General features: G+C 51.3%; 24 protein-coding genes. 1 reads left to right on the top strand and 23 read right to left on the bottom strand.

Going from position 1 to position 24,940, the window contains the following annotated elements:
* Positions 1-21 precede the first annotated feature (21 nt).
* Positions 22-1,122 (top strand): hypothetical protein, encoded by a 1,101-nt coding sequence (locus IPN95_16845; GenBank protein MBK9451038.1) that lies wholly within the window; start codon positions 22-24, stop codon positions 1,120-1,122.
* A gap of 27 nt (positions 1,123-1,149) precedes the next feature.
* Here the strand turns inward: IPN95_16845 and IPN95_16840 are convergent, their stop codons facing one another.
* From IPN95_16840 to IPN95_16730, 23 genes are all read right to left on the bottom strand, one after another.
* On the bottom strand, positions 1,150-1,935 hold the full coding sequence (locus tag IPN95_16840) for a DUF2490 domain-containing protein (GenBank protein ID MBK9451037.1): 786 nt from the start codon (positions 1,933-1,935) through the stop codon (positions 1,150-1,152).
* Positions 1,936-1,945: 10 nt separating this feature from the next.
* Positions 1,946-2,617 (bottom strand): DUF4956 domain-containing protein, encoded by a 672-nt coding sequence (locus IPN95_16835; protein ID MBK9451036.1) that lies wholly within the window; start codon positions 2,615-2,617, stop codon positions 1,946-1,948.
* Entirely contained in the window at positions 2,618-3,397 is a 780-nt protein-coding gene (locus tag IPN95_16830) for a polyphosphate polymerase domain-containing protein (protein MBK9451035.1), read from the bottom strand.
* Between the two features lie 2 nt (positions 3,398-3,399).
* A complete protein-coding gene (locus IPN95_16825; protein ID MBK9451034.1) occupies positions 3,400-3,825 on the bottom strand; it encodes a hypothetical protein in 426 nt (141 codons plus the stop codon).
* Positions 3,826-3,835: 10 nt separating this feature from the next.
* Complete coding sequence (locus IPN95_16820; GenBank protein ID MBK9451033.1) at positions 3,836-6,133, bottom strand: CotH kinase family protein; 2,298 nt, start codon at positions 6,131-6,133, stop codon at positions 3,836-3,838.
* Positions 6,130-6,399 carry a T9SS type A sorting domain-containing protein gene (locus tag IPN95_16815; protein ID MBK9451032.1) on the bottom strand — a complete coding sequence of 90 codons (270 nt, stop codon included), beginning with the start codon at positions 6,397-6,399 and terminating at the stop codon, positions 6,130-6,132. The genes IPN95_16820 and IPN95_16815 overlap by 4 nt, the downstream gene beginning before the upstream one ends.
* Positions 6,396-7,148 carry a hypothetical protein gene (locus IPN95_16810; protein ID MBK9451031.1) on the bottom strand — a complete coding sequence of 251 codons (753 nt, stop codon included), beginning with the start codon at positions 7,146-7,148 and terminating at the stop codon, positions 6,396-6,398. Before IPN95_16810 ends, IPN95_16815 begins: the two co-directional genes overlap by 4 nt.
* A gap of 23 nt (positions 7,149-7,171) precedes the next feature.
* Positions 7,172-9,091 (bottom strand): aryl-sulfate sulfotransferase, encoded by a 1,920-nt coding sequence (locus tag IPN95_16805; protein ID MBK9451030.1) that lies wholly within the window; start codon positions 9,089-9,091, stop codon positions 7,172-7,174.
* 201 nt (positions 9,092-9,292) lie between these two features.
* Entirely contained in the window at positions 9,293-10,015 is a 723-nt protein-coding gene (locus tag IPN95_16800) for a M15 family metallopeptidase (protein ID MBK9451029.1), read from the bottom strand.
* A gap of 106 nt (positions 10,016-10,121) precedes the next feature.
* On the bottom strand, positions 10,122-11,744 hold the full coding sequence (locus tag IPN95_16795) for a metallophosphoesterase (GenBank protein ID MBK9451028.1): 1,623 nt from the start codon (positions 11,742-11,744) through the stop codon (positions 10,122-10,124).
* 87 nt (positions 11,745-11,831) lie between these two features.
* Complete coding sequence (locus tag IPN95_16790; GenBank protein MBK9451027.1) at positions 11,832-12,740, bottom strand: alpha/beta fold hydrolase; 909 nt, start codon at positions 12,738-12,740, stop codon at positions 11,832-11,834.
* A gap of 110 nt (positions 12,741-12,850) precedes the next feature.
* Positions 12,851-13,069 carry a hypothetical protein gene (locus IPN95_16785; GenBank protein ID MBK9451026.1) on the bottom strand — a complete coding sequence of 73 codons (219 nt, stop codon included), beginning with the start codon at positions 13,067-13,069 and terminating at the stop codon, positions 12,851-12,853.
* Between the two features lies 1 nt (position 13,070).
* Entirely contained in the window at positions 13,071-14,615 is a 1,545-nt protein-coding gene (locus IPN95_16780; GenBank protein MBK9451025.1) for an MHS family MFS transporter, read from the bottom strand.
* A gap of 29 nt (positions 14,616-14,644) precedes the next feature.
* Positions 14,645-15,316, bottom strand: coding sequence for a hypothetical protein (locus tag IPN95_16775; protein ID MBK9451024.1), 672 nt, complete (start codon positions 15,314-15,316; stop codon positions 14,645-14,647).
* 31 nt (positions 15,317-15,347) lie between these two features.
* A complete protein-coding gene (locus IPN95_16770; protein ID MBK9451023.1) occupies positions 15,348-17,330 on the bottom strand; it encodes a dehydrogenase E1 component subunit alpha/beta in 1,983 nt (660 codons plus the stop codon).
* A 206-nt stretch (positions 17,331-17,536) separates the two neighbouring features.
* Complete coding sequence (locus tag IPN95_16765; protein ID MBK9451022.1) at positions 17,537-18,061, bottom strand: hypothetical protein; 525 nt, start codon at positions 18,059-18,061, stop codon at positions 17,537-17,539.
* A gap of 187 nt (positions 18,062-18,248) precedes the next feature.
* A complete protein-coding gene (gene secG / locus IPN95_16760; GenBank protein MBK9451021.1) occupies positions 18,249-18,602 on the bottom strand; it encodes a preprotein translocase subunit SecG in 354 nt (117 codons plus the stop codon).
* 8 nt (positions 18,603-18,610) lie between these two features.
* The gene (locus tag IPN95_16755) at positions 18,611-19,372 is read right to left on the bottom strand and encodes a hypothetical protein (protein MBK9451020.1); all 762 of its coding nucleotides are present in this window, start codon (positions 19,370-19,372) and stop codon (positions 18,611-18,613) included.
* A 143-nt stretch (positions 19,373-19,515) separates the two neighbouring features.
* Complete coding sequence (locus IPN95_16750; protein ID MBK9451019.1) at positions 19,516-20,538, bottom strand: hypothetical protein; 1,023 nt, start codon at positions 20,536-20,538, stop codon at positions 19,516-19,518.
* Between the two features lie 157 nt (positions 20,539-20,695).
* Complete coding sequence (locus IPN95_16745) at positions 20,696-21,199, bottom strand: LptE family protein (protein MBK9451018.1); 504 nt, start codon at positions 21,197-21,199, stop codon at positions 20,696-20,698.
* Positions 21,200-21,226: 27 nt separating this feature from the next.
* Positions 21,227-22,486 (bottom strand): sigma-54-dependent Fis family transcriptional regulator, encoded by a 1,260-nt coding sequence (locus IPN95_16740; protein MBK9451017.1) that lies wholly within the window; start codon positions 22,484-22,486, stop codon positions 21,227-21,229.
* An 89-nt stretch (positions 22,487-22,575) separates the two neighbouring features.
* Complete coding sequence (miaB, locus tag IPN95_16735; protein ID MBK9451016.1) at positions 22,576-24,027, bottom strand: tRNA (N6-isopentenyl adenosine(37)-C2)-methylthiotransferase MiaB; 1,452 nt, start codon at positions 24,025-24,027, stop codon at positions 22,576-22,578.
* A gap of 104 nt (positions 24,028-24,131) precedes the next feature.
* On the bottom strand, positions 24,132-24,940 hold an 809-nt coding region (locus tag IPN95_16730; protein ID MBK9451015.1), incomplete at its 5' end, for a hypothetical protein.

The raw sequence follows: 24,940 nt of genomic DNA, 5'->3' as shown, positions 1-24,940 counted from the left end.
CGATCAAGATGAACGATCGCAATGAACAAATTCCAACAGCAAAACCAAGCGGAATGGGAGCGAATCGCCTTGGCGATGCCGCTTTCCGGAATGCATTGGATTGTCTGTGACCGCTATGAGAAGCGGCAAAGCCTCATAAGGGAGTTTGCCGAACGGTTTCCGAATTGCCAGCACATCTGTACGACGGCCTGGGGATTCGAAGAAAATCACTTTGAACCCTCAGAATGGACGAGTCAGAAATTGACTTTGGAGGCCTTTTTGAGGTTGCATTTCGAATTGAACGGCGGTGAATTCAACGGAAAACCTGCCATTTTGCATTTGACTGCCATCGAAAGCTACTTGGCACGGAATCGATTCGGCGAATTTCCTACTGGTCAGTTTCGGCGCACGCTTGAGGTAGAATGGGCGGCAATTGCGGCAAATCTCCCGTTTTCATTGGTTTTCTGGAGTGGCCCGGATTGTCTGGCGCACATGCACGAAAGGATGCCAACCTTCTACAAGGGACTTGTCGGCTGTTATCTTTTTGAAACCAATCCCTTTGTTCCCAAGCAGATCGATGTGTGGATCTGTCATTTTACTTGGGGAAACCTCGGCTCCTTTTCGAATCTGGATTTGACCTATGCCAAGCTTTGGGAGGCCTATCAGTTGGCGTTGGCGGGGAAGGAATTGCAAGCAAGAAGGCGGATTTCAGAGGTTTTTCAAATTGCCTTGGAAGCGGATGATCTCGTAACGAAAGCCCGCTGCCAAGTAGCGCTGGGCAAGGGTTATATGTTGGACGGCGATTACGATTCGGCCATCGAATGGCTTTCTGAAGGGATCATGACGCATATTCTCGATTATGAAGGTGAGGATGCCGACGAGGCGATCGCCATTCTCGCAAAGCTCCTGATCACATTGGAGCGTTACGAGGAAGCTGTGACTTGCCTGATAGAAGCCTATAACCGTGGTGGTCAATATGGCTGGATGCCACGGCAGGAAATCCGCACGCAGTTTTCAATTGTGTTGCAAAAACTTGTTCCGGATCGCAAGCAAGAAGTGCTCTTGCTGCTGTATGACAAGGGTTTCCGATTGGGCGAAACAAAAATTGACGGCTCCGAATTTACCGACCGGCATCCTTGGTGAAGGTAAAGCAGAGGTGGATCAGATAGATCAATCCGCAGCTTTTTTCTCCGAATCCTTATTCTTCTTTTTCCACTTTTCCAAGTCGAGCGAGAAAGTGGCAGCAAGGATGTTCACATATTTGACCTCAGCCGATTTGAACTGCGGCTGAAAGTAGTAGGAGACGTCTAAATGATGGTTTTTGACGATCTCCCAATCGAATCCCACGATGTTGCGCACACGTTGAAAACGGGTATTCCGGGCTTCGATTCGAATTTGCGGTTCGATGCTGATGTGTCCGCGCACATGCTTGATCACCTTGCGCTCGGCTTCCAATTTGAGCCGGATGTTTTGTCGGTCGGGAAACTGTCCGATTTCGGGCCAATTTTGTAGAAAATGCTCGTATTGGTACCGAATCTTGGCACTGAGGTCGATTTTTTTGACCTTGGTTTTACCCGTCAAGGCAAGCCCAAACCTGAATTTGTCCCAGTCGGGCGAGGTCGCGTAGCGAAATTCGAAGGTGGCGCCAAGATGCTTGCTGAGTTTGTAGCCGAGGTCGGCGGTGAAATAGCTCCCACGGAAGGACTGCAATCCATGATCCAACCGCGCTTGGTAGCCCAAAGACAGGTCAAAACCTTTCCGAAAATCCTGTTTGACTTGCACGCCCGCACGCCCTTGCAGGTCGCTCGTTTGTGCATTCGAAGCAAAAGGCAGCAAAAAGATTAACAAAATCAGGATGCAAAAGGAGCTACTGAAGCTAGCTGAGGCTCGTTGCATCATCGCAAATCGATCCGCAGGGGTGTTGTTCCCTGCGGGCATTTTACCTTTCGCTCCCATTTTGTCAAGCTCAATCATCGCTGTCGCCGCTGCTGATTTCCATGTTGGGGGATTCGTTCCTATCCGAAAAATAGAATGCGTGAATCCGAGCCACATCGCGCATGAAGTCGATTTTGATGAATTCGACGCGGTGGATGTTCAAACCTGTTCTTGCTTTGAGGTCATTCATCATTTCCGGTCGCCGGTCCGGGTGGATCAGGTCGATACGGTCATAGATGATGTCCTTGTGATTTTCATGCTTGAGTGGGAGGAATCGGCCATCCAAAATGAAGGTCAACGCGACCAACACAAGGTTCGCAGAAATGAGCTCCACATAGAAATTGTCGAGGGAAGCCAAGGCATTGATGATGCCCAAGGTGACCGCGACAAAGAAAAAGCCCATTTCCCGCACAGGGATCGTGACCGTGCGGTACCTCAGAATCGAGTAGATCGCAAACAAGCCAAAGGCAAAGCCCATTTTCAACTTCGCCGTGCTTAACAGAAAGCAAATCAGGAAGTTGATGATGTTGAACAAAAAGTAAGTGAAGACAAAGTCCTTGTTCTTGTGATTCCGGTAATACACGAAAATCACAATCACGAAGATCATGATCAAGTTGAATCCAAACCTGATCAGAAATTCCCATAACCCGCCGACGCTCGCCAGCGGATTCACCGCCTGTTCCGTCAATTCTCCAATGTCCATCTACGATTTCAATATTTTGTTCAGACGAATAATCTTGCTTTTAAAAGCATGTGTTTTGATCCCGGGCACGAGCATCGCTACTGCCAAGGAGTATTTGCTGACCCTAAAGTCCTGAATGCGTCGCCCATGCAGCGCCACGACGATCGGGCTATGCCGGGAAAGCCGCGCTTGTTTTACCTCTGCAATGACCAAATCCTCAAACCCGATTTCGCCATTCTGATCTTTGAAACGCATGTTGAGGTCGATCGTCACGCGCTCCTCGGAGGCGTGCGCTGCCAATGTAATGCGTTGGTAATAGATCCAAACTTTGCCCTCCATCCCCAGCGCATTCACCTTCAGGCGTTCCATCAAACCCTCGCCCTTCGCTGTAAAGCCGTTGATAATTGCCTCTTCGCGCACGCGGTACTTGTCGGTGCGCATGCCTTTGATCTTCTTTTTGACCTCAAAAAAGACATCCCCGGTGTCGATGTATTCCCGGTAGCGCAACTTCACGCGATTGGGCTTGCCCATATGGTGATGCCGGTAGAGTTCGTAATCCGGCGTATCAAAATAGAGCGAAGCGTAGTCAAAAAGCCGCTTTTCAGCAATTTCCAAAACGGCATAATGCGGGGCGACCTCGGTCAGAATTTCGTCGAGGTGTTTCCGGTGAAATACATACTTGGAATCAACGCGGTTCATCAGCTTGACCTTGTCGAGCCCGGCAAGGGACACCGGCTCAAATGCCGCCACACTTGCAGGTTCATGCAAAAATTTGGGACGCTGATGAAGGCTTGTGGGCATTTCTATTTGTAGATCACAAAGTCCGGCAATACGGCGACTTGTTTGGTTTCCGTGATTTCGACGGCCTGCTCGGAATATTCTTCATTGAACAAGCAGGAATCGCATTCGGAGTAAACAAACAGGCGATAGGTTCCCTTTTGGAGGCCTCGGAAAGCGTAGTCCCCTGTGGGCGAGGTGGTTTCGCTTTCATCAACCCAGGTATTGTCGCCAAACGAGAGGTAAACCTTGTATCCGCCGGCATAGCCGCTGTCGTGCACCACGCCCAAGGCATTGATGTCACGCCCCCAAACCTTGCCCTGAATCGTGGCGAGGCCGCCTTTGCCCGGCTCCTTTTCGCAGGCCACAAAAACCAAGGCGAAAACAAGCGGAACAAACAGCAAAAGTTTACGGAAGCTCGTCTTCCCAGTATCGGTATCTTTATTTCTCATGCTTTTGCATCTAGTGAGCGACGACCAACTTTTTCGTACTCAAGCCCAATCTAATAAAATATATTCCAGTGGACCATGAATTTATGTTCAATTCAGTGTTTCCTGTCCATTTTGAGGTCAATATCGGCCTTCCCAGGTGATCAAAGACCTCGAGATTTCCTACAAATCGTTGTTCACAAAGGATTTGCACCCGCTCGCTACTTGGATTCGGAGAAAGGACGAAATAGGGGTTGAGGTATTGAAATTCCTGGGTTTGCACGCCGCAATTCAACGCGTTGAAACTCGGCGCAGGTTGTGCGGAAAATGCACCGGTCCCGTCAGGACAACGTCCTAGGGAGACATCCGCGGTTTGAGGGCCGAAAGTCAGGCTGTCAAACGTGATGTTGCTGCCATTGCTGAGTTTGATGGATTCGCCCAAACTGGACAACTTGAAATTGCAGTGGATGACGCCAAGTGATGAAGCGTCCTGATCTGCCCAGATGACCAAAAGGCCCTGCGGTGCAATGGTTGTCCCCGAAGGAAGCGCGCATTTGGTAGGATTCAGGACATCGTCGGTCAGGTAAAGGCCGGTCAAGGACAGAGCACTTTGTGTATTGTTGAAAAGCTCGATCCAGTCCTCAAATTGCCCCGTTTCATCCATTTGGCCGGTTTGGTTCACAGCCAGAAATTCGTTGATGACCAAGTCGCCGGGAGAGGGGAAGTTCAAAGCCGTCTGTACCGAATGGAATTCATGCTCGGCACGTGCCGGAGAAAACGCGCCTGCAGTGGCATTTTCAGCATAGATATAGTATTGCGTCACGCCGCTGTTTTGAAGGATTTCGGCTGCAAAGACCCCGTCGTTGGCGGCGCCATCGCCATGAAGGCCGTCGTCCAGCATCGTGATCGACGCAAATTTCAACGCTTGATCGTTGCGGTAGCCCAAAAAGACGGAATCCGCGCCGCTGACTTGGGCGGTGATGATGACCGTGTCATTGAATGCTGGAAATGCGGGCGTCGCAAGGGGCGAAGTGATTACCGGCGGAACATAGCCAAATTCGGGTGTGCCTTGCAAATAGCTCAGGCGCGCGGTCATCAAGCTGCCGATTCCCGGGATGGTGTAGGCGCCGTTGGGGGCGCTTGCTGTCAGGCCATTCTGAAATTGGGTGTAGGAATAGAACTTGTTGGCATCGCTGGAAACGGCCGTGTCGATCAGCGTTTGAAAATTCGATGCATTCACGGCGAATTGCCCGCTCGTAAACATTTCGTCGGCGATGGTGCGCAGGTGCGCGACGTACTTTCTTTTGGAACGCGCATTGCTCATCACAGCATTGATCAGCGGCCAATACGGATCCGTCGAATGGGCATCCAACGCCAATTGCTCCATATCCGAAACCGTCAAGCTGCCCATTCCCGTCGCGCCGCCACCCAAAAAGGGGAATCCGCCAAACGACATGTTCAAATCCCAGACAATCGGATTAAAGCGGTCATTCTGATCTTTGTAGAGATAATAATTCTGTGCAAATACTCCTGAATAACTGTCCAGATTCACGAGCAAGTTGTTGAATGCCAGCATCCAAATGACGCGATCCATGTCCATCGAGGCGGGCAATGCCGCGGGCGTATTCGTCACGACATTGCACAAATCCACGAGTTCATTCCAGCCCGTGGTCGATTTGAGTTCATAGCGGGGAAAATAGCCAGTGCTGTCGACCCCGACGATGGTTTTCAAATTGCTTTTCGTCGTTGGACCGGGAATCCCGATCGGATTGCATTTGAAAAAAGTGCCCGATGAGGAATAGAAATGCGTGCTGCAAAACTCTTTGTTGATGTTTTCTGCATTCGAATAGAGTCCCCAATAGTTGCCATTGACATAAACCTGCGCAAAATTTGCCTGCGGGGCATGCATATAATTGCTGAGGATGTCATAGGCCATCACCTCGCGGATCATCGAGGGGTCTGCATAGCAGTTTCCCAACTTGATCGTCGTAAAGCCCTCGTGGGCTTGGTTTTTGAATTCGTCGAGGCCGATGTTCAGCGGATTTTTGATCAGCGTCGAGTCGTAGGAGCTGTTGCCCTTGTACTTGACGCCCGCGCTGTCATAGCGGATGCCGTTGATTTTGACCCAGTCAGCCATGAGATAGGTTTCGGCGCCCGCCTTGGCGGTGTCCATCCGATAGTCCCAATTGGGCTGACTAAACTGAATTTCAATCCTTTGGATCTGCCCTGTATTGTAAAAGGTCGTTTGGGCAAAAAGGCCCATTGGAAAAATCCAAAGGGCCCAAGCCAAAATCCGACCCAATGGCCGTTCCGAAAATATGTGTCTTCTCATCTGAAAATCAATTTCTGGGTGGCACTTTGGCCCGTAGCCTCTGTCACCGTCACAAAATACATCCCTGCTCCCCATTCGCCTTGCTCCAGCACCACCGCCTGCTCACCGCTGCCCGTGAGGACCTTCAGCAATCGGCCTTGGTTGTCATGTACCAACATGGTCCAGTCGCCAAAATGGTTGTCCAAACGTACCAAAGCACGTTCCACCGCTGGATTCGGATAAACTTCCAAACGAGGTTCCCAAACTTGTGCGATGCCGGAGGTCACACAAGCGGCGCAACTTCCAAAACATACCACAGGCAAAACGGTGTCTTTCGGAACGACCAAAAACGATTCGAATTGGCGGTGCAGGAACCTTGAACAGATTCCTCGTCGCCAAGGCTGTTCCCATTGGAATAGATATAAGCAGCATCTCCATCCGTGGAATCCAAGTAGGCAATATGCTCCCAAACGCCGCTAATGAAGCTGTACATATGCTGTGGGGTTCCCCAGGCATTGTAGTCGCCAGAGACATGCACGCCCAAAGGCGACACGACCGGCTCCTCATGCACATCCACCAAAAAGCGCATCAAATATTGTCCCATCGGCGCGTTTCCTGAAAAGCGAATCGGCCCAACCATCTGGGTGTCAGCTGCCAAGGAGTCAATGTAAATCCAACGGCTGTCGTTGAAATTGTAGCCCACGCGGGATTCGACGGGAACAAATTCGACCTCATAAAACTGGTCACCATTGGCAAATTTGAATTCATACTTGGCAAATGCCGGAATGTCCACGACCACGCTGTAAATGTTGGTGTCGCTTGGTTCCTGAAACATCGAGGTTGTCGCCGAATTCCAGTCGCCTCCCGGAAAGCCTGCCAGCGTCTGAAAATCACCGACAATATGCATCCCCATCGGGCTGATGATCCAACCCTTCATGTTCACAGAGAATTTAACCTTTTTGGCCTGCAGGATCGATGGCACGGTGACCAACAAGCTCAGCAGCACAAGTACGGTATATTTTGAAAGTTGCTTCATCTTGGGGAATGACATTGTGAAAATCAATGGGTTAATGCAATTTTTTGCGTGACAAGCAGCTGCTCACCTTGGTAAATCGAGACGAAATACAAGCCCGACTTCAAGGTCGTGAGGTCCAGCGTCCGCGCATTGACTGCGAAGGCCACGCGTTTGCCACAGGCATCGGCCACGGAGGCGACAAATTCAGCTCCCTGCGGGGCGACGATGTAAAGTGTTCCTTTGCTTGGATTGGGGTAGAAGCTCCAACCTTGGGCAAACGCATTGGAAACCGCGACCAGGTTCACGGTGACCAGGGCCGAAACTGCTGAACTACAGCCGATGGCATCGGTCGTTTGGACCGTGTAGTCACCACTTTGGGTGGGGACATAACATTGTGCGGTTGCTCCGGAAATTGGGCTTCCGTTCAGAAACCATTGGTAGGTAGTTGCAGAAGAGGCGCAAAGCGTGTCGACATTTTGGGTGATGGTCGGCGTTGGTGCCGAGGTCACGACGACTTGGATCGAATTCGTCGTCGTACATCCGCCGCTGGTCACGGTTACGAAATAGGTGGTCGTGGCACTTGGGGTAACCGTCGGATTCTGGCTTGTGGAGCTAAATCCTGCAGGACTGCTCGCCCAGTTGTAAGTATAATTGCTTCCCCCGCCAGGCGTGAGGAGCAGATCCACCGCGGTATTGGGGCAAACCGAGTCTTGCGAAGCCGCCACGACTGCTGTCGGTTCGGCATTTCCGTTGATGTAACAGAGCGAATAACGCTGCGCCTGCGGCACAAATCCGCCTTGGATTTGTTTGGTCCAAAGGACCGTCCCTGCCGAATTGACTTCATAAATCGTGCCCAAGGTCGCCATGCAAATCTGCATGTTCCCATTCGGGAATTGCACGGAGTTGCTCATGTTGCTCGAGCGACCATTGCAGGCTTGGCGCGCCGTATAGGTGCTCGGGCTGTAGGCAGGCCCGGGATTGAGGTCAAACAGATACCCGTTGGCAGGTGGGGTGATTTGATCGATGCAGCTCTGTTGTTGCGAAATGCCGTCGTTGTTGAATGCCACGAGGTTGCCAGCATTGGGTGTCCCGGCCGGAATCCAGTGGGCGTCGTGGCAGACTTTGAGGATTTTGTCGTTGGCCGTGCCGGCTTGATACACTTGCGGATTTCCCCAGCGATACAGGAAGTCACCGCCCTTACCCGAATTGCCACCTGCATGCGTAGCCGCTTCGGCGCTCGTCGTGCTATGGTCGATCACGTAAATCTCGCTCATGTTGTGGGAACTGAAGACAATCTGATCGGTCGCCTCATTGTAATCGAGGCCATTCATGTGGATCCAGTCCTTTTGGATGCTATAATTGATGTTCATCAACTCAGGATGCTCCGAGATCGAGGTTTGGTAATTGGCTTTGTTGGGATCCACATTTTGTACCAAGTGATCCCAAAGATGCCATTCCCAGACAATTGTGCCGGTGGTGGCACCGGTGGGTTGGACCTCGATGATTTTCTCAGATTGGACCGTGATGCTTGAATTGCAACCGGCGGCACTGACTTCTTGCGGGGTTTTGTTTTCATAGGCGATGAACAAAACATTGCCATTGGGCATCACATGGTGGTCATGGTGAAGCATGTAGGTACTCGCCGAATGCGTCCAGTCCCAAGTAACCGTCCCGTTGTAATCGACCTTTTGGCAGCGACCGGTGAGTCCACCTCCTTGGTAAGCCGAATTGTTGACTTTCACCGTACGCACGATCGTGCCGCCGGGCTCCATGTACGTCGCGTAGCCTGTGCCGGCGCTCGTGAAGGTCCACGTATGGTAGGTTGTACCGTTGGTGTCGCAGAGATAGGCACTGTTGCTGTTGCTCACACTGTAGAGGATGTACCCCGGCCATTGTTGCGCAAATGCGGCATCAAACGTACCAAGGCAAGCCAGCAAAATCAGACTAAAAAGTATCTTCTTCATTGCGTAAACGAATTGTTACCATAAGGCGATCTAATGTAAATGTAAGATGAAGAAGCTAGATTTTCATTCAGATTGGACGTTTTCTCAAAGGAATGTCGACGATCCGTCGGTTGAAATACAGAGGAGATATTTTTTGACGGCCGGGACGCAAGTTTCCGTGCAATTCGGCATCTAGATTGGTTGCTGACGGGTGCAAAAAGGTCATAGCAGCTCCGGCCGATACTCGAAATGCATGGTATCGTAGTGGTACCATTTGCCTCCCCAAATGAATCCCGCCCTTTCAAAAATTTCCACGATCTGCAACGGAATGCGGTTGCGGTAGACCAAGGGTTTGCCGGCTTTGAATTCGCTGCCCCATCGCCAATAGTCCGTGTAGGCGGTGTTGATGTCTACGGCAATCCCAAAACTATGCGCACTCAGGCGTGTCGTACCCGCGATGACCCGCCAATAATGCCCGCCACCCGGCGTTTCAAGGTATTTCCGCAAGTCGGGAAGAGCCTTCAGCTCCTCGGCAACCCGCCCCAAAGCCTTGTCGACGCCGTTGACCTTCGTGACGTTGATCTTCGAGCCAAACCAATCGACGCCGATCAGCTGCTTGCCGGCCATCGCGGCTGACTCGCCATACATTTTCCTGAAAAACGCCTCGTTTCGGATGCGGCCGGGATCGAAATTTTCCTTGAAAATGGCAGCTCCTTTGGGGTATTCGAAGGCAAACATGTCCTCCAAATCTGCATTCTCCTCCAATTCCTGAAAGGTCTTGCCTGCTTTTCCGTCGTCCCAGATCATTTTCGTGCCGTCTTTCCAAACGATGAAGTTGTTTTCGAAGCGATCCAAATGGTCAGGATAGGCTGCGATGAGCCTTTGAGGAAGGGTTTCCTCCTTATTGAGGGTTTCCGCCGGGATGGGGAGTTTCCTTTTCGCCATTTCCGCAACATATTCCTGCTGTGCATGGCGCTGTTCGCCGCCGCAGGAAAGCAGAAAAGGCAACAAAGCGGTCCATAGCCAGCTGATGCGCAGTTTTTGCATGAATTTAATGGCTTTGTTTCACAATTCGATGGGACCAAGTCTCGATTCCGTCGCTGATTTGCAGGATGTAATTGCCGGATGGCAAGTCCGCAGGCAGGTTCGCCAATACAAGGGAATGCCTGCCAGGCGCAAATTTGCCCAATTCGTCCGTCCAAACTTCTCGTCCCTCCAAATCGCTGACCATCACACTGAGATGTGCGCTGCGTTTGGTTTCAATTTCAAACTCCAGGCGTTCAGAAAATGGATTTGGCCAGATTTTGAGTCCGTTTTCAGGTACGTCGGCAGGCAGGGATCCAACGGTCAAGTCCTTGAAAATACTGAATTGGTCTTTGACCACTCCGGCCGAACTGTAGAATTTTCCACGCAGGGTATCGTTGTGGACGTCGATGATCAGCGAACCGACGCAGGTGTCGCAGCCCCAACCGGCCACCATCATCGGGTGATTCAAAGCTCCCCAGGCATACGAACTTGCCCCATTGCCGGCAACGACATAGACCGTTCCTTTGTTGGCGTTTGTACCGCTGAGTGCCTTGTGGTATTCCTCGCCCAAGGTCTCGTTGCCGCTTCCGCCATCAACTTCAAAGATCGGCGCATACAGAAATGACCAGTCGTAAAATCCATTCATCAACTTGCTGCGCTCATACACATGGCTATGGCCGCTCAGAACGAGGTCAACCCCATGGCGTTCGACGATCGGCATGATGTTGGTGCGCATGCCAAACATGGTGGTTTCCCAAAAATTGTCGGAGTTGTGTGAACCTTTCGAATGCGGGGGTTGATGGAAATACACGATTTTCCACGGCTGATTTGTCGCTTGCAAGTCAGCCTCAAGCCATTGCGTGAGTGGCGTATTCACACCTTGAATCCAAGGACCCAATTCGCTGTTGAGGGAAACGAAATGAATGTTGCCGTAGTCAAATGAATAATACATCTCTCCGCCGGAGGCAATTCCGCCCGCCTCGCCATTGGTCGGAACCTCGACAATGCTGTAATAAGGGCCGGTATGGGTCGGAGGAAGGCCATTTTGATTCACCGAACCATAGTCGTGATTGCCGGGCGTGGGCCAGAATATTTGACTGTCGAACAGGCTGTCGAATACATCAAAAACCTTGAGGGTGTATTCTGAATCGGTACCCGTGTCATAAGCATTGTCACCCAGCCAAAGCCAAACGTCTGCCGGACGGTCGGCCTTTGCGAGGCGAACGTAGCCATCTCGCACCCAGTTTTCTTGGGCATTTCCCCTGCCAAAGTCGCCCAAAGCCCAAATTTTGATCGGTTGCGCCGTCCCGCGAACGGGGTTGGTATGGAAATGGTGCGAACTGTCATCGCCTTCCAAATCTAAAGTGTCGATGCCAGCCGCATAGTAATACCTGGAATACGGATCGAGTCCGGTGATCCGCACACGATGGTTGTAGGTGCGCGTGGTATCGACGATGGTTAGGTTCAGATTGCCTGGACTCGCACCGTACCGAATGCGGCTTGTACAGAGCGTATCGGTTCGCCAAAGTATCGAAATCGCGTCTTCAGTGGCGTTTTGGAGATAGGGGCCGCGCGTGATTTGTTGCGCCTGCACCGGTAGGCAACCAAGGGCCAGCAAGCCGAATAAACAAAAAAGTCGATATCCCATCCGCTGCATTTTTCATCGGTCAGACCGTTCGTTCCTTCAAAGCGGAGGAATTGGCCTTAACCTTAACTTCATACAAAAATGCGGAAATTATTCGAGAGCTCCGTGCTGTTTGAACCATTGGAGAACAGCCGGAAAATGGTCGCGTGGCGCATCAGGATGGGTGAGCATGTCGATATGGCCGTAATCGTGAAGGTATCCGTTGGCTTTGCTCAGTACCAGTACCTTTTTGTTTTGATGCGCGCCGGTTTCTTCCGCGAGCAAGGCGACATCCTTGGGATGCCCCAGAACATGGTCCTTTTTGCCGGCTAGGTAGAGAATCGGCGGCAATTTCATTTTGCGAAAGGCCTCCCGGTAATCAAAACCGTCATGCCAATGCTTCCATTCCTGCCCTGCACGCACCCACGCATCCGTCTCGGCGTGGTCGCGCGCGCTGATGCTGTCACTGCCCATGCGGTAATGCAGCGCGTGTAGGAAGCCGTGTTTTCGGATCGAACGTTTTGCCAGAAGATTCCATGCCAAGCTGATCATCAGCCAGTAACGTGGAAATGGCCGAACGGAGATATGCCGTTTCGCACCGAAAAATACGGCCGCGGGCACTTCCAAATCCATTTCGTGGCGCGCCAAAAAGGCAAGTACATTCACTCCGGCCCACGAATGTGTCGCCACAAAAACCTTATTGGTCCCCTTGATCTCCTTGATTTTGGCGAAATAGGCGGGGTATTCGTCGCTCAATGCCTCCGCTTGCCCAAATTTGGATTCCCGGCTGATTTTGGGCGTGCTTTGCCCGCGACCGCGCAGGTCGGCTACAAATACATCAAACCCACGCTCGGCCATCCAAGGCGCAAATCCCTTTCCTGACTTCGAATAGAAAATATGCCCATTCTCAATGGAACCGGGGATCAGCAACAACGCGGGAGCGTTTGCATCCACATAAAACCGCTTCACATGCAGCAACTCGCCTTCAGCAAACGGAATAAAAATCGACTCGGTGAACATCCGGTTGCGAAGATAATCTTTTTAGTTAGCAGTTAGAAAGTAGCAGTTAGCAGTGGTGATGATGCCAATTGGGCATCCCCAAAAAACTGCTAACTGCTAACTGCCAACTGCTAACTATTTTCATAGTCCCCCTTGAACGCAAACCAACCGAAGATCATCATGCCAATCGCAATCGGGATGAAAACGACAACAAAAACACCCCATTGGATTTTGGTGTCGATCACTGGCTTTTTGGCAATCTCCTGCATGGCTGTGGAAATCAGAAAGTAGATTCCTGCCGGGCCGAGCAGCATCCACACGATACCGAGGTATTTTTTGAGTTGATTCATGTCAATCTTGGACGTTGGGGTCAATGCGATTCGAAATGTAAACGGTGCCAATCACGAGGCAAACAGCGGCAATCACAATCGGGTACCAAAGACCAACGAGGGGATCGCCTGGATAAATCGTGGTAAACATGGTCGCAATAAACGGCGTCAATCCCCCAAAAACGCCATTGCCGATGTGATAGGGGAGGGACATGGATGTGTACCGAATCTTGGTCGGGAACAATTCGACGAGGAACGCGGCGATCGGGCCGTAGACCATCGTGACGAAGAGGATTAGCAGGAAAACGATGCCAACCAGTTTCCAGTAGTCGGCGGTGTTTAGCAATTTGGAGACTTTGGTTTCCGGCTTTGCCGTCGATTTGGCGGGGTCGGCATAGAGTGTATCCGTCACCGAGGTCGTAATCAGAATGGATTCGGCAGTTCCATTTTTGTAGACGCTTCTTCGAATCTGGTTTTCGGAACCTTCGATGGGAGTAAATGTGACGGTCGGATTTTCGAGCACCACCAACATCTTGTGGTTGGTTTCGACAAAGAATTTCATCATTCCAAACAATGGCCGATAGCAGACAATCGCCAGTGCCATTCCCGCCATCATGATCCACTTCCGTCCAACCTTGTCGCTCCAAGCCCCGAATAGCACAAAAAACGGCGTCGCAAAGACAATTGCCCAGATCAAAATCGTGCGGGATTGCTCAAAATCGACCTTCAGCACGTTTTCCAGATAGGATTGCGCATAAAATTGGCCGGTGTACCAAACCACACCTTGGCCCATCGTCGCCCCAAACAGGGCAAGCAGGACCATTTTGAGATTCGTCTTGTGCCCAAAGCTCTCCTTTAGCGGATTTTTGGAAACATTGCCTTCGCTTTTGAGCTTGGAAAACAAAGGCGATTCCTTCATTTTCAGGCGAATGACAATTGAAACGGCAACGAGCAGAATCGACACCAAAAAGGGAATCCGCCAGCCCCAGTCGTTGAATTTTGCAATGGAAGTCGCCGAATCGCTGTCCAGCAAGTTGCGCGTAGCCAGGATGATCCCCAGCGAAAGGAACAGCCCCAACGTGGCTGTCGTTTGGATCCACGAAGTGAAAAATCCCCTGCGGTGCGCAGGTGCGTGTTCGGCTACATACGTCGCAGCACCGCCATATTCGCCACCCAAAGCCAACCCCTGCAAAAGCCTCAAAACCAAGACGATAATCGGCGCTGCGAATCCAATTTTTTCATAACTCGGGATTAGTCCGATGCAAAAGGTCGATCCGCCCATGATGAGCAGCGTGAGCAAAAAGGTGTATTTCCGTCCCACCAAGTCGCCCAATCTCCCAAAAACCAATGCCCCAAACGGACGCACGATGAACCCTGCTGCAAACGTGGCAAGCGTGCTCAGCAGGGCCGCAGTGGGATCGGTTTTCGGAAAAAACTGCGTAGCAATGATAGGCGCTAGGCTTCCAAAAATGTAGAAGTCATACCATTCGATGAGCGTGCCCACCGAGGAAGCCCAGATGACAGCCCAAATTCCGCGGGTTGATTCAGGGTTGATAGCTTTTGCCATTGGTGGTCTGGATTGCGGATTGGTAAGTGTCATTTTGGCAAACACCTTATGCCTCGACTATCCACAGCATGTACTTTGACGAGTACCTTGCATTCGCTGTCCTGAAAATATTGCCATACCTCTGTTTTCATCGAATCCAACGTGAAGCAATAACCTTCTCCTGCCATACAGAAGCCAGTATTTAGAACTTGTGAACGAAAATATAGGCTGTCATGAACACTATATGTGCATCGTGTTGTATGCGGAGACCGATCTGAGATACATTGGGAATTAGAATAAATTGTTCCTCCCACGGCGCGACTGGGTTTGATTTGTGGAGGTCGCTTGAAATCTCCTGGATTGTCCACCAATTTGAGCAACGCCATTGCCGAAAACGTCTCTCCACCAGCAGCAGTGGCGACAATCTTGTATGAATCCGCGCGTACATTTCGAGCGTTAAAAAACTCAAGGACGGCCTTTTCATGTCCCGGGCGTGCATACACCACCATATCCACGGGGTCAAAATAACCCACGATGTCTTCGTAACGGGCGGGTTTTGGGAATACCGTGACGGTATCATGGACCGTAATCGTCTCGGTTGGTGGGCATTCCGGTTCAACACAGCCCCATGTCGTCAGAAAAAGCAATCCACAAGCGAAGATCAAGCTCCGCGCGCTGCCCAACTTGGATTCAAATGGCAATCTTCTTCGGAAAATTTTCATAGCCTTCAAGATAGGCTTTTTTCCGATTCGTTCACCACTTCAGCAATTCACCAATCGCAGCATTGAGGCGGCTGCTCGCGAGGAAATCATCCTCCAGGGCTTTGTGAAACGGAACCGGCGAATCCAACGAAGCGACGCGTTTGACCGGACCGTCCAGCCACTGAAATGCCTCATCTGCCACCACGGAAGCCACTTCTGCCCCAAATCCTAGGGTCAAAGTATCTTCGTGGACAATCAGACATTTGCCCGTTTTCTTGACTGATTCGAGCACCGCTTCCTTGTCCCAAGGGATCAAGGTACGCAAGTCGATGATCTCGATGCTCGCATCCGGATAGGCTGCCGCAGCGGCTTCCGCCCATTGCACAGCCCAGCCATAGGCGACAATCGTCAAGTCCGTGCCAGGTTGCACGATCCTTGCCTTGCCAAAAGGAAGATTGTAATACGCCTCGGGCACCATGCCGTTGGTGCTGCGGTAGAGGTATTTGTGTTCGAAGAAAATGACCGGATTCGGATCGATCAACGAGGTGGTGAGCAAGCCTTTGGCATCGTAAGGCGTGCTTGGAAAGACAACTTTGAGGCCGGCGGTTTTGGCGAACCAAGCTTCATTGCTCTGCGAATGGAAAGGTCCCGCAGCCGAACCCGCGCCCGTAGGCATGCGCACGGTCACACGCACGGGAAGATCCCAGCGGTAATGCGTTTTTGCGAGGTTGTTCACGATTTGGTTGAACCCGCAGGAAACGAAGTCGGCAAATTGCATTTCGACGACGGAGGAACGGCCGCGCAAGGCCAAGCCCAAGCCTGAACCGATGATCGCCGACTCGCAGAGCGGCGTGTTGCGGATGCGATCCTTCCCGAATTTTTCAACAAAACCTTCACTCACTTTGAAAACGCCGCCATATTCAGCGACATCCTGACCCATGAGCAGCAGCTTCGGATCGCGTTCCAAAGCCTGTTCCAAGCCTTCTTTCAAGGCATCTACGACACGCAGTTCGCGTGTGCCTGCGTCTGCGGGCGGCGGCACAAGCGCGACTTCGTCGGGTGCGAAAACGTCCGCCAATTCGTAGGCCGTATTGGCCACGACCGGCGGGAGGGCCCAAGCCTCGTCGAGTCCTTCCTGGATTTGTGCTTTGAATTCGGCCCGGATTTCAGCAATCAATTCCTCGGTCAACACGCCGGCATCCAGCAAAAAGCTCTCGTAATTGGCTACGGGATCCTTTTGCGCCCACATGTCAAACAGTTCTTGGGGCACGTATTTCGTTCCGCTCGCCTCCTCGTGGCCGCGCATGCGGAAGGTCATGGCTTCCAACAAAACCGGACGGCGGTTTTCACGCATTTCGGCAGCGATTTTGGTCACGGCGCGATGCACTGCGAGGATGTTGTTGCCATCCACCTGAATGCCTTCGATGCCATAGCCGATCGCCTTGTCAATGAAGTATTTGTGGCGGAATTGTTCGTTGCTGGGGGTGCTGAGGCCGTAGCCATTGTTTTCGATGAGGAAGATGACCGGCAAATCCCAAACGGTGGCGACGTTGATGGCTTCGTGGAAATCGCCTTCGCTTGCGCCGCCATCACCGGAAAACACCATCGAAATGACGTCGTCGTTGTCGAGGTTGCTGGCAAGCGAGATGCCGTTGGCGACTGGCAGCATGGCGCCGAGGTGGCTGATCATGCCGATGACGCGGTGCTCGGGCGAACCAAAGTGGAACGAGCGGTCGCGGCCCTTGGTGAAGCCTTCGCGGCTGCCTTGCCACTGGGCAAACAATTGGCCCAACTTCATGCCACGGTTGGTGAAAACGCCCAAATTCCGGTGCAACGGCAGGATGTAGTCCGTTTTGTTGAGGGCCATCGTGCCGCCAACGGAGATCGCTTCCTGACCGATTCCGGAAAACCATTTGCTGATCTTGCCTTGACGCAAGAGGATCAACATTTTGTCTTCAATCATGCGTGGAAGCAGGATTCCACGGTAAAGTTCCAGCAATTGCGCGTCGGAATAGCCGCTGCGGTCGTAGCTGATGTTGTGCAATTTTTCGATTGAAGTCGCTGTCTTTGCCATATTTCAAAATATGGCGCGAAGTTATGGAATAAACGGCAATGGCAAATCGGACAAAAAGGAGTTTGTCCACGAAATGAGCCACCGCCGTATCCGCTTGGGGCGAATCGTTGTGGGTTTCAAGCGCCTTCTTCGGTATTTTCCCAAGACTGGGCCCTATTCAGCGAAACTTACGCTTGACGAAATGAATCCTCTGTGTTTGAGGTATTCGAGGCATCGGAGACGGCTGCCGTGCTGGAAAATTTATACTTGAGCAATCCCAACAAGGCAGCGCCAATGAATGCGGTGATGGCAAACACCAAAGCCAGTGTTTTGTCGTCATTTTCGCCCTCAAAAGCTGCTCCTTTCAACATCGGCTGCATGGCAAAAAACAGAATCGCCATCACGCCCAGGATTCCGGCGACGATAAGACCGGCCTTTTTGGCTTTGAGAAAGGTAAATACGATCCCCACGATGCACATCAGGAAGAACACCACATCGATGTAAACGGCTGTTTGATAGTCGGCCGCAGTTGGAATGCCGTCCATTTGACTTCCGGCACCGAACATATTGGCCAAAGTGCCCAATGCCTCGATTGCTGCTTCACTGTTTTTCAAATCCTTTGCATTTTCTGTGTTGGTATAGCTAAACAGCATGCCAAACAACATGGAAAAGAACAAAAGGAAGGTGATGACGACTTTGAGGAGGATTTTCATAGGTACCGAAGGTCAATAGGGGAGAAAGGATGCGTAAACTCGGGAACGAAGGCCGATTCTGAATGGTCAACAAGGTAGGGAATATTGTGAATTTTAACAAGCAATGGATAGCCTGATGCGCCGCGAATCGAAAACAAAAAAGCCCTTTTCAAAAGGGCTTTCACGTTATATGTTACAAGACCAATGATTATTGGTCTGCACCGTCTGGATTTTCAGCAGCACCCTTGTCAGCATTGCCGGGAGGCGCTTGCGGAGCAGGTGCGCTCGGGGCATTCAGCAAGGACTCAAAGCTTTGTGATGCCTGCACCGTCTTGGCGGAGTTGGTGACGTTGGCAAGGAATGTCAAGAAGATCAAACCTCCCAACAAGTACCAAGTATATTTTTCAATGTCTTGCGTTGCGCGACGGGTACCAATCATGTTGGTGATATTGCTGGCGCCCAAGGCACCGGAAAGGCCACCGCCTTTGCTGTTTTGCACAACAACGATCAAGATCAACAGGATCGCGGCGATAATGGCAAGGATTCCGAAAATGATATTCATGGATTCAGCTATTGCTTCAATTTTACAATCAGGTCGGCAAAGTAATCGCTTTTCTCAGGAAATCGCAAGCGCAACTTCTCATAAATTTTGATCGCCTTGTTGCGATTGCCCTGTTTTTCATAAATCCGGCCCAAAGTTTCCGTCACCCACTCCTCATCTACATGGCAGGAATTTTTGGCAAGATCTCCCGTCGGACTCGTTGCAGCCTTCCCACGGGTGATACTCGGTTCATTCTCAATGAATTTCTCCAAGATTTCATCCACCTTCTTTTTGGGCTGCTCTTCTGTCGACGGTGATGCAACAAGCGCAGAGGGTTTGGTCGCGACCTCGATGGATTCAGGCACTTGCGCGAGAATCGTCTCGTTGGAGCGCAATTCAAAAACGTCAAATTCGATGGTGAACTCACCAAATGCAACCGGCTGCTCACTCGGAAGGCGCCCCTTGAAGTACTTGTCAAGGGCCTCCGGACTTACCGTAATTTCAATGATGCGGTCGTTTTCTTCGAAGATGATTTCTCCGCTGCCACCATGAGCATCGGAGCGTTGGAATTCGACGGCATCCAAGGTTGCAAGCTCCGCCTCGATTTCCTCCTCGCCATCGGTCGCGCCTCCGTCCGATAGGAATGTGAAGCTGGAAAATGCACCGATTTCGTATTCCTTTTCGGGTGTTTTGGGTTTCTTTTCTGGCGTTTCTGATGTCAATTCTGGCTCTGAATTGACCACAGAATGCGCCACTTCGATTTCGTTGGCATCTGAAGGGGCGTCCTTCAAACCGATAGCAGAAATCGATTCAATCGGCTCAAGGGAAGGAGCTTCCGAAGACGATTTTTCAGCTAATGGCTGAATATTTATGTCCAGAATTGTCGTCGGTGATCCGGATGCATCCGCAGAAAGTGTGGATACGATCGGCTCCGTTAGTACGATGTCTTCTTGGTTGCTGTCAGTAGTTGATTCTTGCGATTGAATTGAATTCGGATGGGATTCCAATGCCTTTTCCTCGAGGGTTTGTGCAAAATTGGAGACTCCCTTTCGGATGCGATTGCCAAGATTTTTGAACTTGTCCACACGCAGTTTGATTCGCATGTGAAGGAACCAATTGACAAGCGGAGGCGTCGGGTTGACAAATGTTGCCGCCACCGCCACAGAAACAATCGAATCCTCGACCTCCGCGACCGGAACAATCGAATCCTCGATTTCCGCAACCGAACAATCGAATCCTCGACTTCCGCCACCGGAACAATCGAATTCTCGACCTCCGCGACCGGAACAATCGAATCCTCGATTTCCGCCACCGGAACAATCGAATCCTCGACCTCCGCAACCGGAACAATCGAATCCTCGATTTCCGCAACCGGAACAATCGATTCCTCGACCTCCGCCACCGGAACAATCGAATCCTCGATTTCCGCAACCGGAACAATCGATTCCTCGATTTCCGCCACAGGAACAATCGAATCCTCGATTTCCGCCACAGGAACAATCGATTCCTCGATTTCCGCCACTGGAACGATCGATTCCTCGATTTCCGCCACCGGAACAATCGAATCCTCGGTTTGGGCTGGGTTTTGTACTTTGTTTTCGACCGGTTCAGAAGGCTTTGATGAAGCCTCCGCGACAGTTGGAGAGATGACTTCAGCAGTCTTTTTCTCCAGAATCGGCCGCATTTCTGCCACCGGAATCGGCCTGACCTTGGGTTGAATCAAGGTGTCTTCCAAATAATGCCGCAAAAGGCTGCGGTTGTTGGCATAGGCAGCTGCCTTGAGCAACGATTTATTCTTAATCGTACTTTGATTGCGAAAATGGTGCCGCGCCAGAATCATGTAGGCCATCCCAAAACACGGATGCGTGGCAGCTTGGCCCTCCAGCCAAAATACCTCCTGCGCGTTGAGACCTCCGTTTTGCGCCTTCTTGTAAAGGGTCAGTACATCCTGAATCACGAACGCAAATTACGACTTTTCCAGCCAATTCGGAAAGAATGGACAATTCCGTTGAAATTTTTCCACATTTCCCCAATCGTAGTTAGCAGTTAGAAAGTAGCAGTTAGCAGTGGGAATGGCGCCGAAGGCGACTTCCAAAACTGCTAAATGCTCGAAATCACCAATTGGAAAGTGCTTTGTTAAAAACGTCCTGCGAAAGACGGTCCACGATGTCTTTGACGAGGTCACCTTCCACGTCGTTGAGGCTGAGGCTGCTGCCAAAGTCACTGAACTGTGAAAAGGACTTGTCCCAACTGTCTTCGGGATACTTTTCGCAGGTATATTTGACTTTGATGCCGATCGTGAGACGGTTGCTTGCCGCAGTTTCATTTCCCTGAATGGCCACGGGGCGCACATCATATTGGACAATTTGTCCTTCAAAGGCCATGTCGCCGTCAAAATTTGCCAAGCGAAGGCTGCTTTGCGAGATGAACTTATCCTTGATCTTTTCGGTCATGTCCACCGCCAAGATCGGATTGACCAAGGCTGCTTGGTTTTCAAACAATTCGACGCTGACCGTTTTGATTCCGTCCTTGATTTTTCCGCTTTTAAACGAATAAATCCCACAACTTGAAATCAGTGTGAGCAACAGCGTGAGAGCGAGGAAATATTGTTTTTTCATTGTCAAATGCCTTTTCGCGCGAACAAATCACCCCAAACCATACTGTTTGATTTTCCGGTACAAGGTGCGCTCGGAAATCCCCAATTCCTGTGCCGCTTTTTTGCGGTTGTCGCTGTGTTTTCCCAATGACCTGGCAATCAGGTCCTTTTCGTTGTGTTCCAAATTCAACGGTTGCTCCAGCAGTCTTGGTTTGCTGTTATTTCCGGGTTTAATGCCTTCTACAGAGACCGGTTGTTCCCGGTTGCCCCGGAATGGCTCCGAATGGGTACGGCCGCTTGGCTCGATGATATAGGTCTCGCCATCGTCCTCAATCGGTTCGTGGGATTCGGCATACTCATTCACGCCCGGCATCCCCATGGACAAGACGCGTTTGAGGTCATCTACGTCCCGACGCATGTCCACGACGAGTTTGTAGAGGATTTCCATTTCGCGGCGTTGGTTTCCTTGGCCATCCTCTGACAAAACCGGCTCATTGCCCATGAAAACCGGCAAATAGCTCTCCCGCATGTTGAGGTGCTGCCGGATGATGTCGGCCGTGATTTCATCTTCACGCACAAGTACGGTCAAGCGATGCACGAAATTTTTCAATTCCCGCACATTGCCCGGCCATCGGTACTGATAGATCAAGTCAATCGCATCGGGCGTCAGCGACAACGGCATCCGTTTGTATTCGTTGGCGAATTCGTCGGCGAAGTACTGAAACAGCATTTCGATATCGCTCCCGCGGTCCCGCAACGCGGGTACGTTGATCGTGATCGTGTTGAGGCGGAAGTAAAGGTCTTCACGGAATTTGCCCTTGCGAATCTGTTCGATCAGGTTCTTGTTGGTGGCCGTGATCACGCGCACGTCTGCCTTTTTGATCTTGGAGCTACCGACGCGAAGGTATTCCTGGTTTTCCAGCAATCGCAGAAGGCGGGCTTGTGTGGCCATCGGCATTTCCCCGATTTCGTCGAGGAAGATCGTTCCGGCATCCACTTCTTCGAAATAGCCTTTCCGCGTTTCAATGGCACCTGTAAACGAACCTTTTTCGTGGCCAAACAATTCGGAGTCCATCGTCCCCTCCGGAATGGCGCCCGTGTTGATGGCAATGAAATTTTGGTGCTTGCGTTTGCTGAATTGGTGAATGATGCGGCTGAAGACATCCTTGCCCGTACCGTTTTCGCCGACAATCAGCACAGATACATCCGTCGGCGCGACCTGAATCGCGATTTCGAGGGCGGTTTTTAACTTGGGATTGTGACCTACAATCCCAAAACGCATCTTGATACTGTCGATGTTACTTGCCATCCTCAACCAAAAAAAGTGAACTCATACCAATTAAAAACGCAGAATCTCAACGTTCGCAATGAACTGATAATCAACTCAACTTTCAACTCTCAACTCTCAACTCTCAACTCTCCACTCTCAATTTCCCCGATAAGCGTCGCAGAAGTCGCCTCCTTGATCCGCACGTGGACATAGTCTCCGGGTTTGATGCCTTCGACTTTCGGGAAAATCACCACATCGTTGCCGCTGTTTCTGCCGCAGAAGTCCTTTTTGCTGCGCTTGCTGTCGCCTTCCACGAGCACTTTGTACAGTTTGCCGACATGGTTGGGCGACATCTCGAGCTGATTTTTTTGCTGCAAGGCAATGACCTCCGCAAGGCGCCGTTTTTTGACTTCCTCCGGAACATCATCCTCAAACTTCCGTTCGGCGAGGGTGCCGGGGCGCTCGCTGTAGAAGAACATGTAGGCGAAGTTGAATTTTCCCCAGTCGATCAGGCTCACGGTATCCTGGTGCTGCTCTTCGGTTTCCCCACAAAATCCGGTGATGATGTCGGTGCTGATGGCACAATCGGGCAAAATCTCGCGGATGCGGCGCACCTTGTTCATGTACCATTCGCGGGTATAACCCCGTTTCATGCGGTCGAGGACCTCGCTGTTGCCACTCTGCGCCGGCAGGTGGATGTAGTTGCAGATGTTTTCGTACTTGGCGATCGTGTAGAGCACGTCGTCCGTGATGTCCTTGGGGTGGCTCGTACTGAACCGAATACGGAGGTCGGGACTCAGCAAGGCGACCTTTTCAAGGAGTTGCGCGAAGTTGGTGTCCTCATATTTATAGGAGTCCACGTTTTGGCCGAGGAGCGTGACCTCCTTGTAGCCTTGCGCGAGGAGTTCCTTGGCTTCGGAGAGAATGCTTTCGGGGTCGCGGCTGCGCTCGCGTCCGCGTGTGAATGGCACCACGCAGAAGCTGCACATGTTGTCGCAGCCGCGCATGATGCTGAGGAAACTCGTAATTCCGTTGCTGTTCAGGCGAATAGGGGCGATGTCGGCATAGGTTTCCTCGCGGCTGAGCAGGACGTTGACGGCTTTTTGGCCCGTTTCAACTTCTTCGATCAAGCGGGGAATGTCGCGGTAGGCATCGGGGCCGACGACGATGTCCACCAACTGCTCGCGTTCGAGCAGGGTCTTTTTGAGGCGTTCGGCCATGCAACCCATGACGCCGACCATGAGGCCGGGGCGGAGCTTTTTGGCATACCGCAGGCTTTCGAGGCGGTTCCAGACTCTCGTCTCGGCGTTGTCGCGAATCGAGCAGGTATTGAGCAGTACGAGGTCAGCCTTGCGTTCGTCTTGGGTAAAGCCGTAGCCCATTTCGTTGAGCACGGAGGCGATGATCTCGGTGTCGCTGAAATTCATCGCGCAACCGTAGGTTTCGATGAAGGCGTGTTTCGTAAATTCCTTGTCGAGGGACAACTTGAAGGCCTCGCCTTGGCGTGCCTCATCATGCGGGGCTTCGAGTGTGGCCGTGCTTGGCCCAAAAACTCTTGGTGTAACTTTTCCTTTTTTCACAATTCAACCGCCGCGTTGTAAAGACGCATTGGGACGGCAAAGGTAGAGAATGTTTCTGACATTTTGGCAGGGTGGGGGAGGATTGAACTGTCGGGAAAAGTCATTTATCCTGGCTGGTCGACAAGCCGTGTAGGCAAATGTTTGCCTACAACATAGATCCAGAGGATCATACCCACGTGCAGGAGGTCATTTTCGTTGAACCAAATTCCCTTGGACCACAATGCATTTGTAATTCCCAAGCTTGGATAGAGGCTGTATGCAACGAAAACAGCGACAAAAACCAGCCAGACAATCAAAAGAGAGCGGTTCATCGAATCCCTTTTTAGGAACCATGCAAGGCCATGCAGGACAATGAAGAAAACAACCGCAACTGCAGAAAATGCTGCCATGAATTCAAATGCTACAAGCCACTGGATGGCTCCGGATATGCCATAGAAGAGGAAGCACAAATAGGTGATCATGCCAAGCAGCGCAGAGGCGATCATTGCCTTTCTGAAGTTCCCTTTTGCATTGGTGTAAGCAGCCGCGAGTACAAATGCCCCCATTCCCAGTGCGGAAAGCAACATATAGGCAACTTCCCATTCGCTTGTGAACGTGCAGAATTCTCGGCCATGGCATTTGATTTCGTATCCAAACGCTTGGTAACTGATGCCTGCAAAGACTGCCCCAATTCCCGTAAGGAGCAGACCGATGCCCCACCAGAATTTGGAACGTTGGTCTTGGGTGTTGGAAAGGAATTTGTAGCCTCTGAAAATGGTGTAAAGGGCGACAAAGAAGACAATCAAACTAGAACTCGGTTGACTCCAAATGAAGTTGAAATTTCCTAAACGCACGTTCATCCAAGGCTGATTTTGCAGGAAGGCTTCGGGGCTGATCTCGGGCGAATAGTCGATTTCACCAAGTCGGTCGCAGC

This window comes from Bacteroidota bacterium (assembly GCA_016718825.1).
GTDB lineage: Bacteria > Bacteroidota > Bacteroidia > J057 > JADKCL01 > JADKCL01.
The sequence above is the reverse complement of the archived record's forward strand: the minus strand, read 5'-3'. Positions and strand labels throughout refer to the sequence as shown.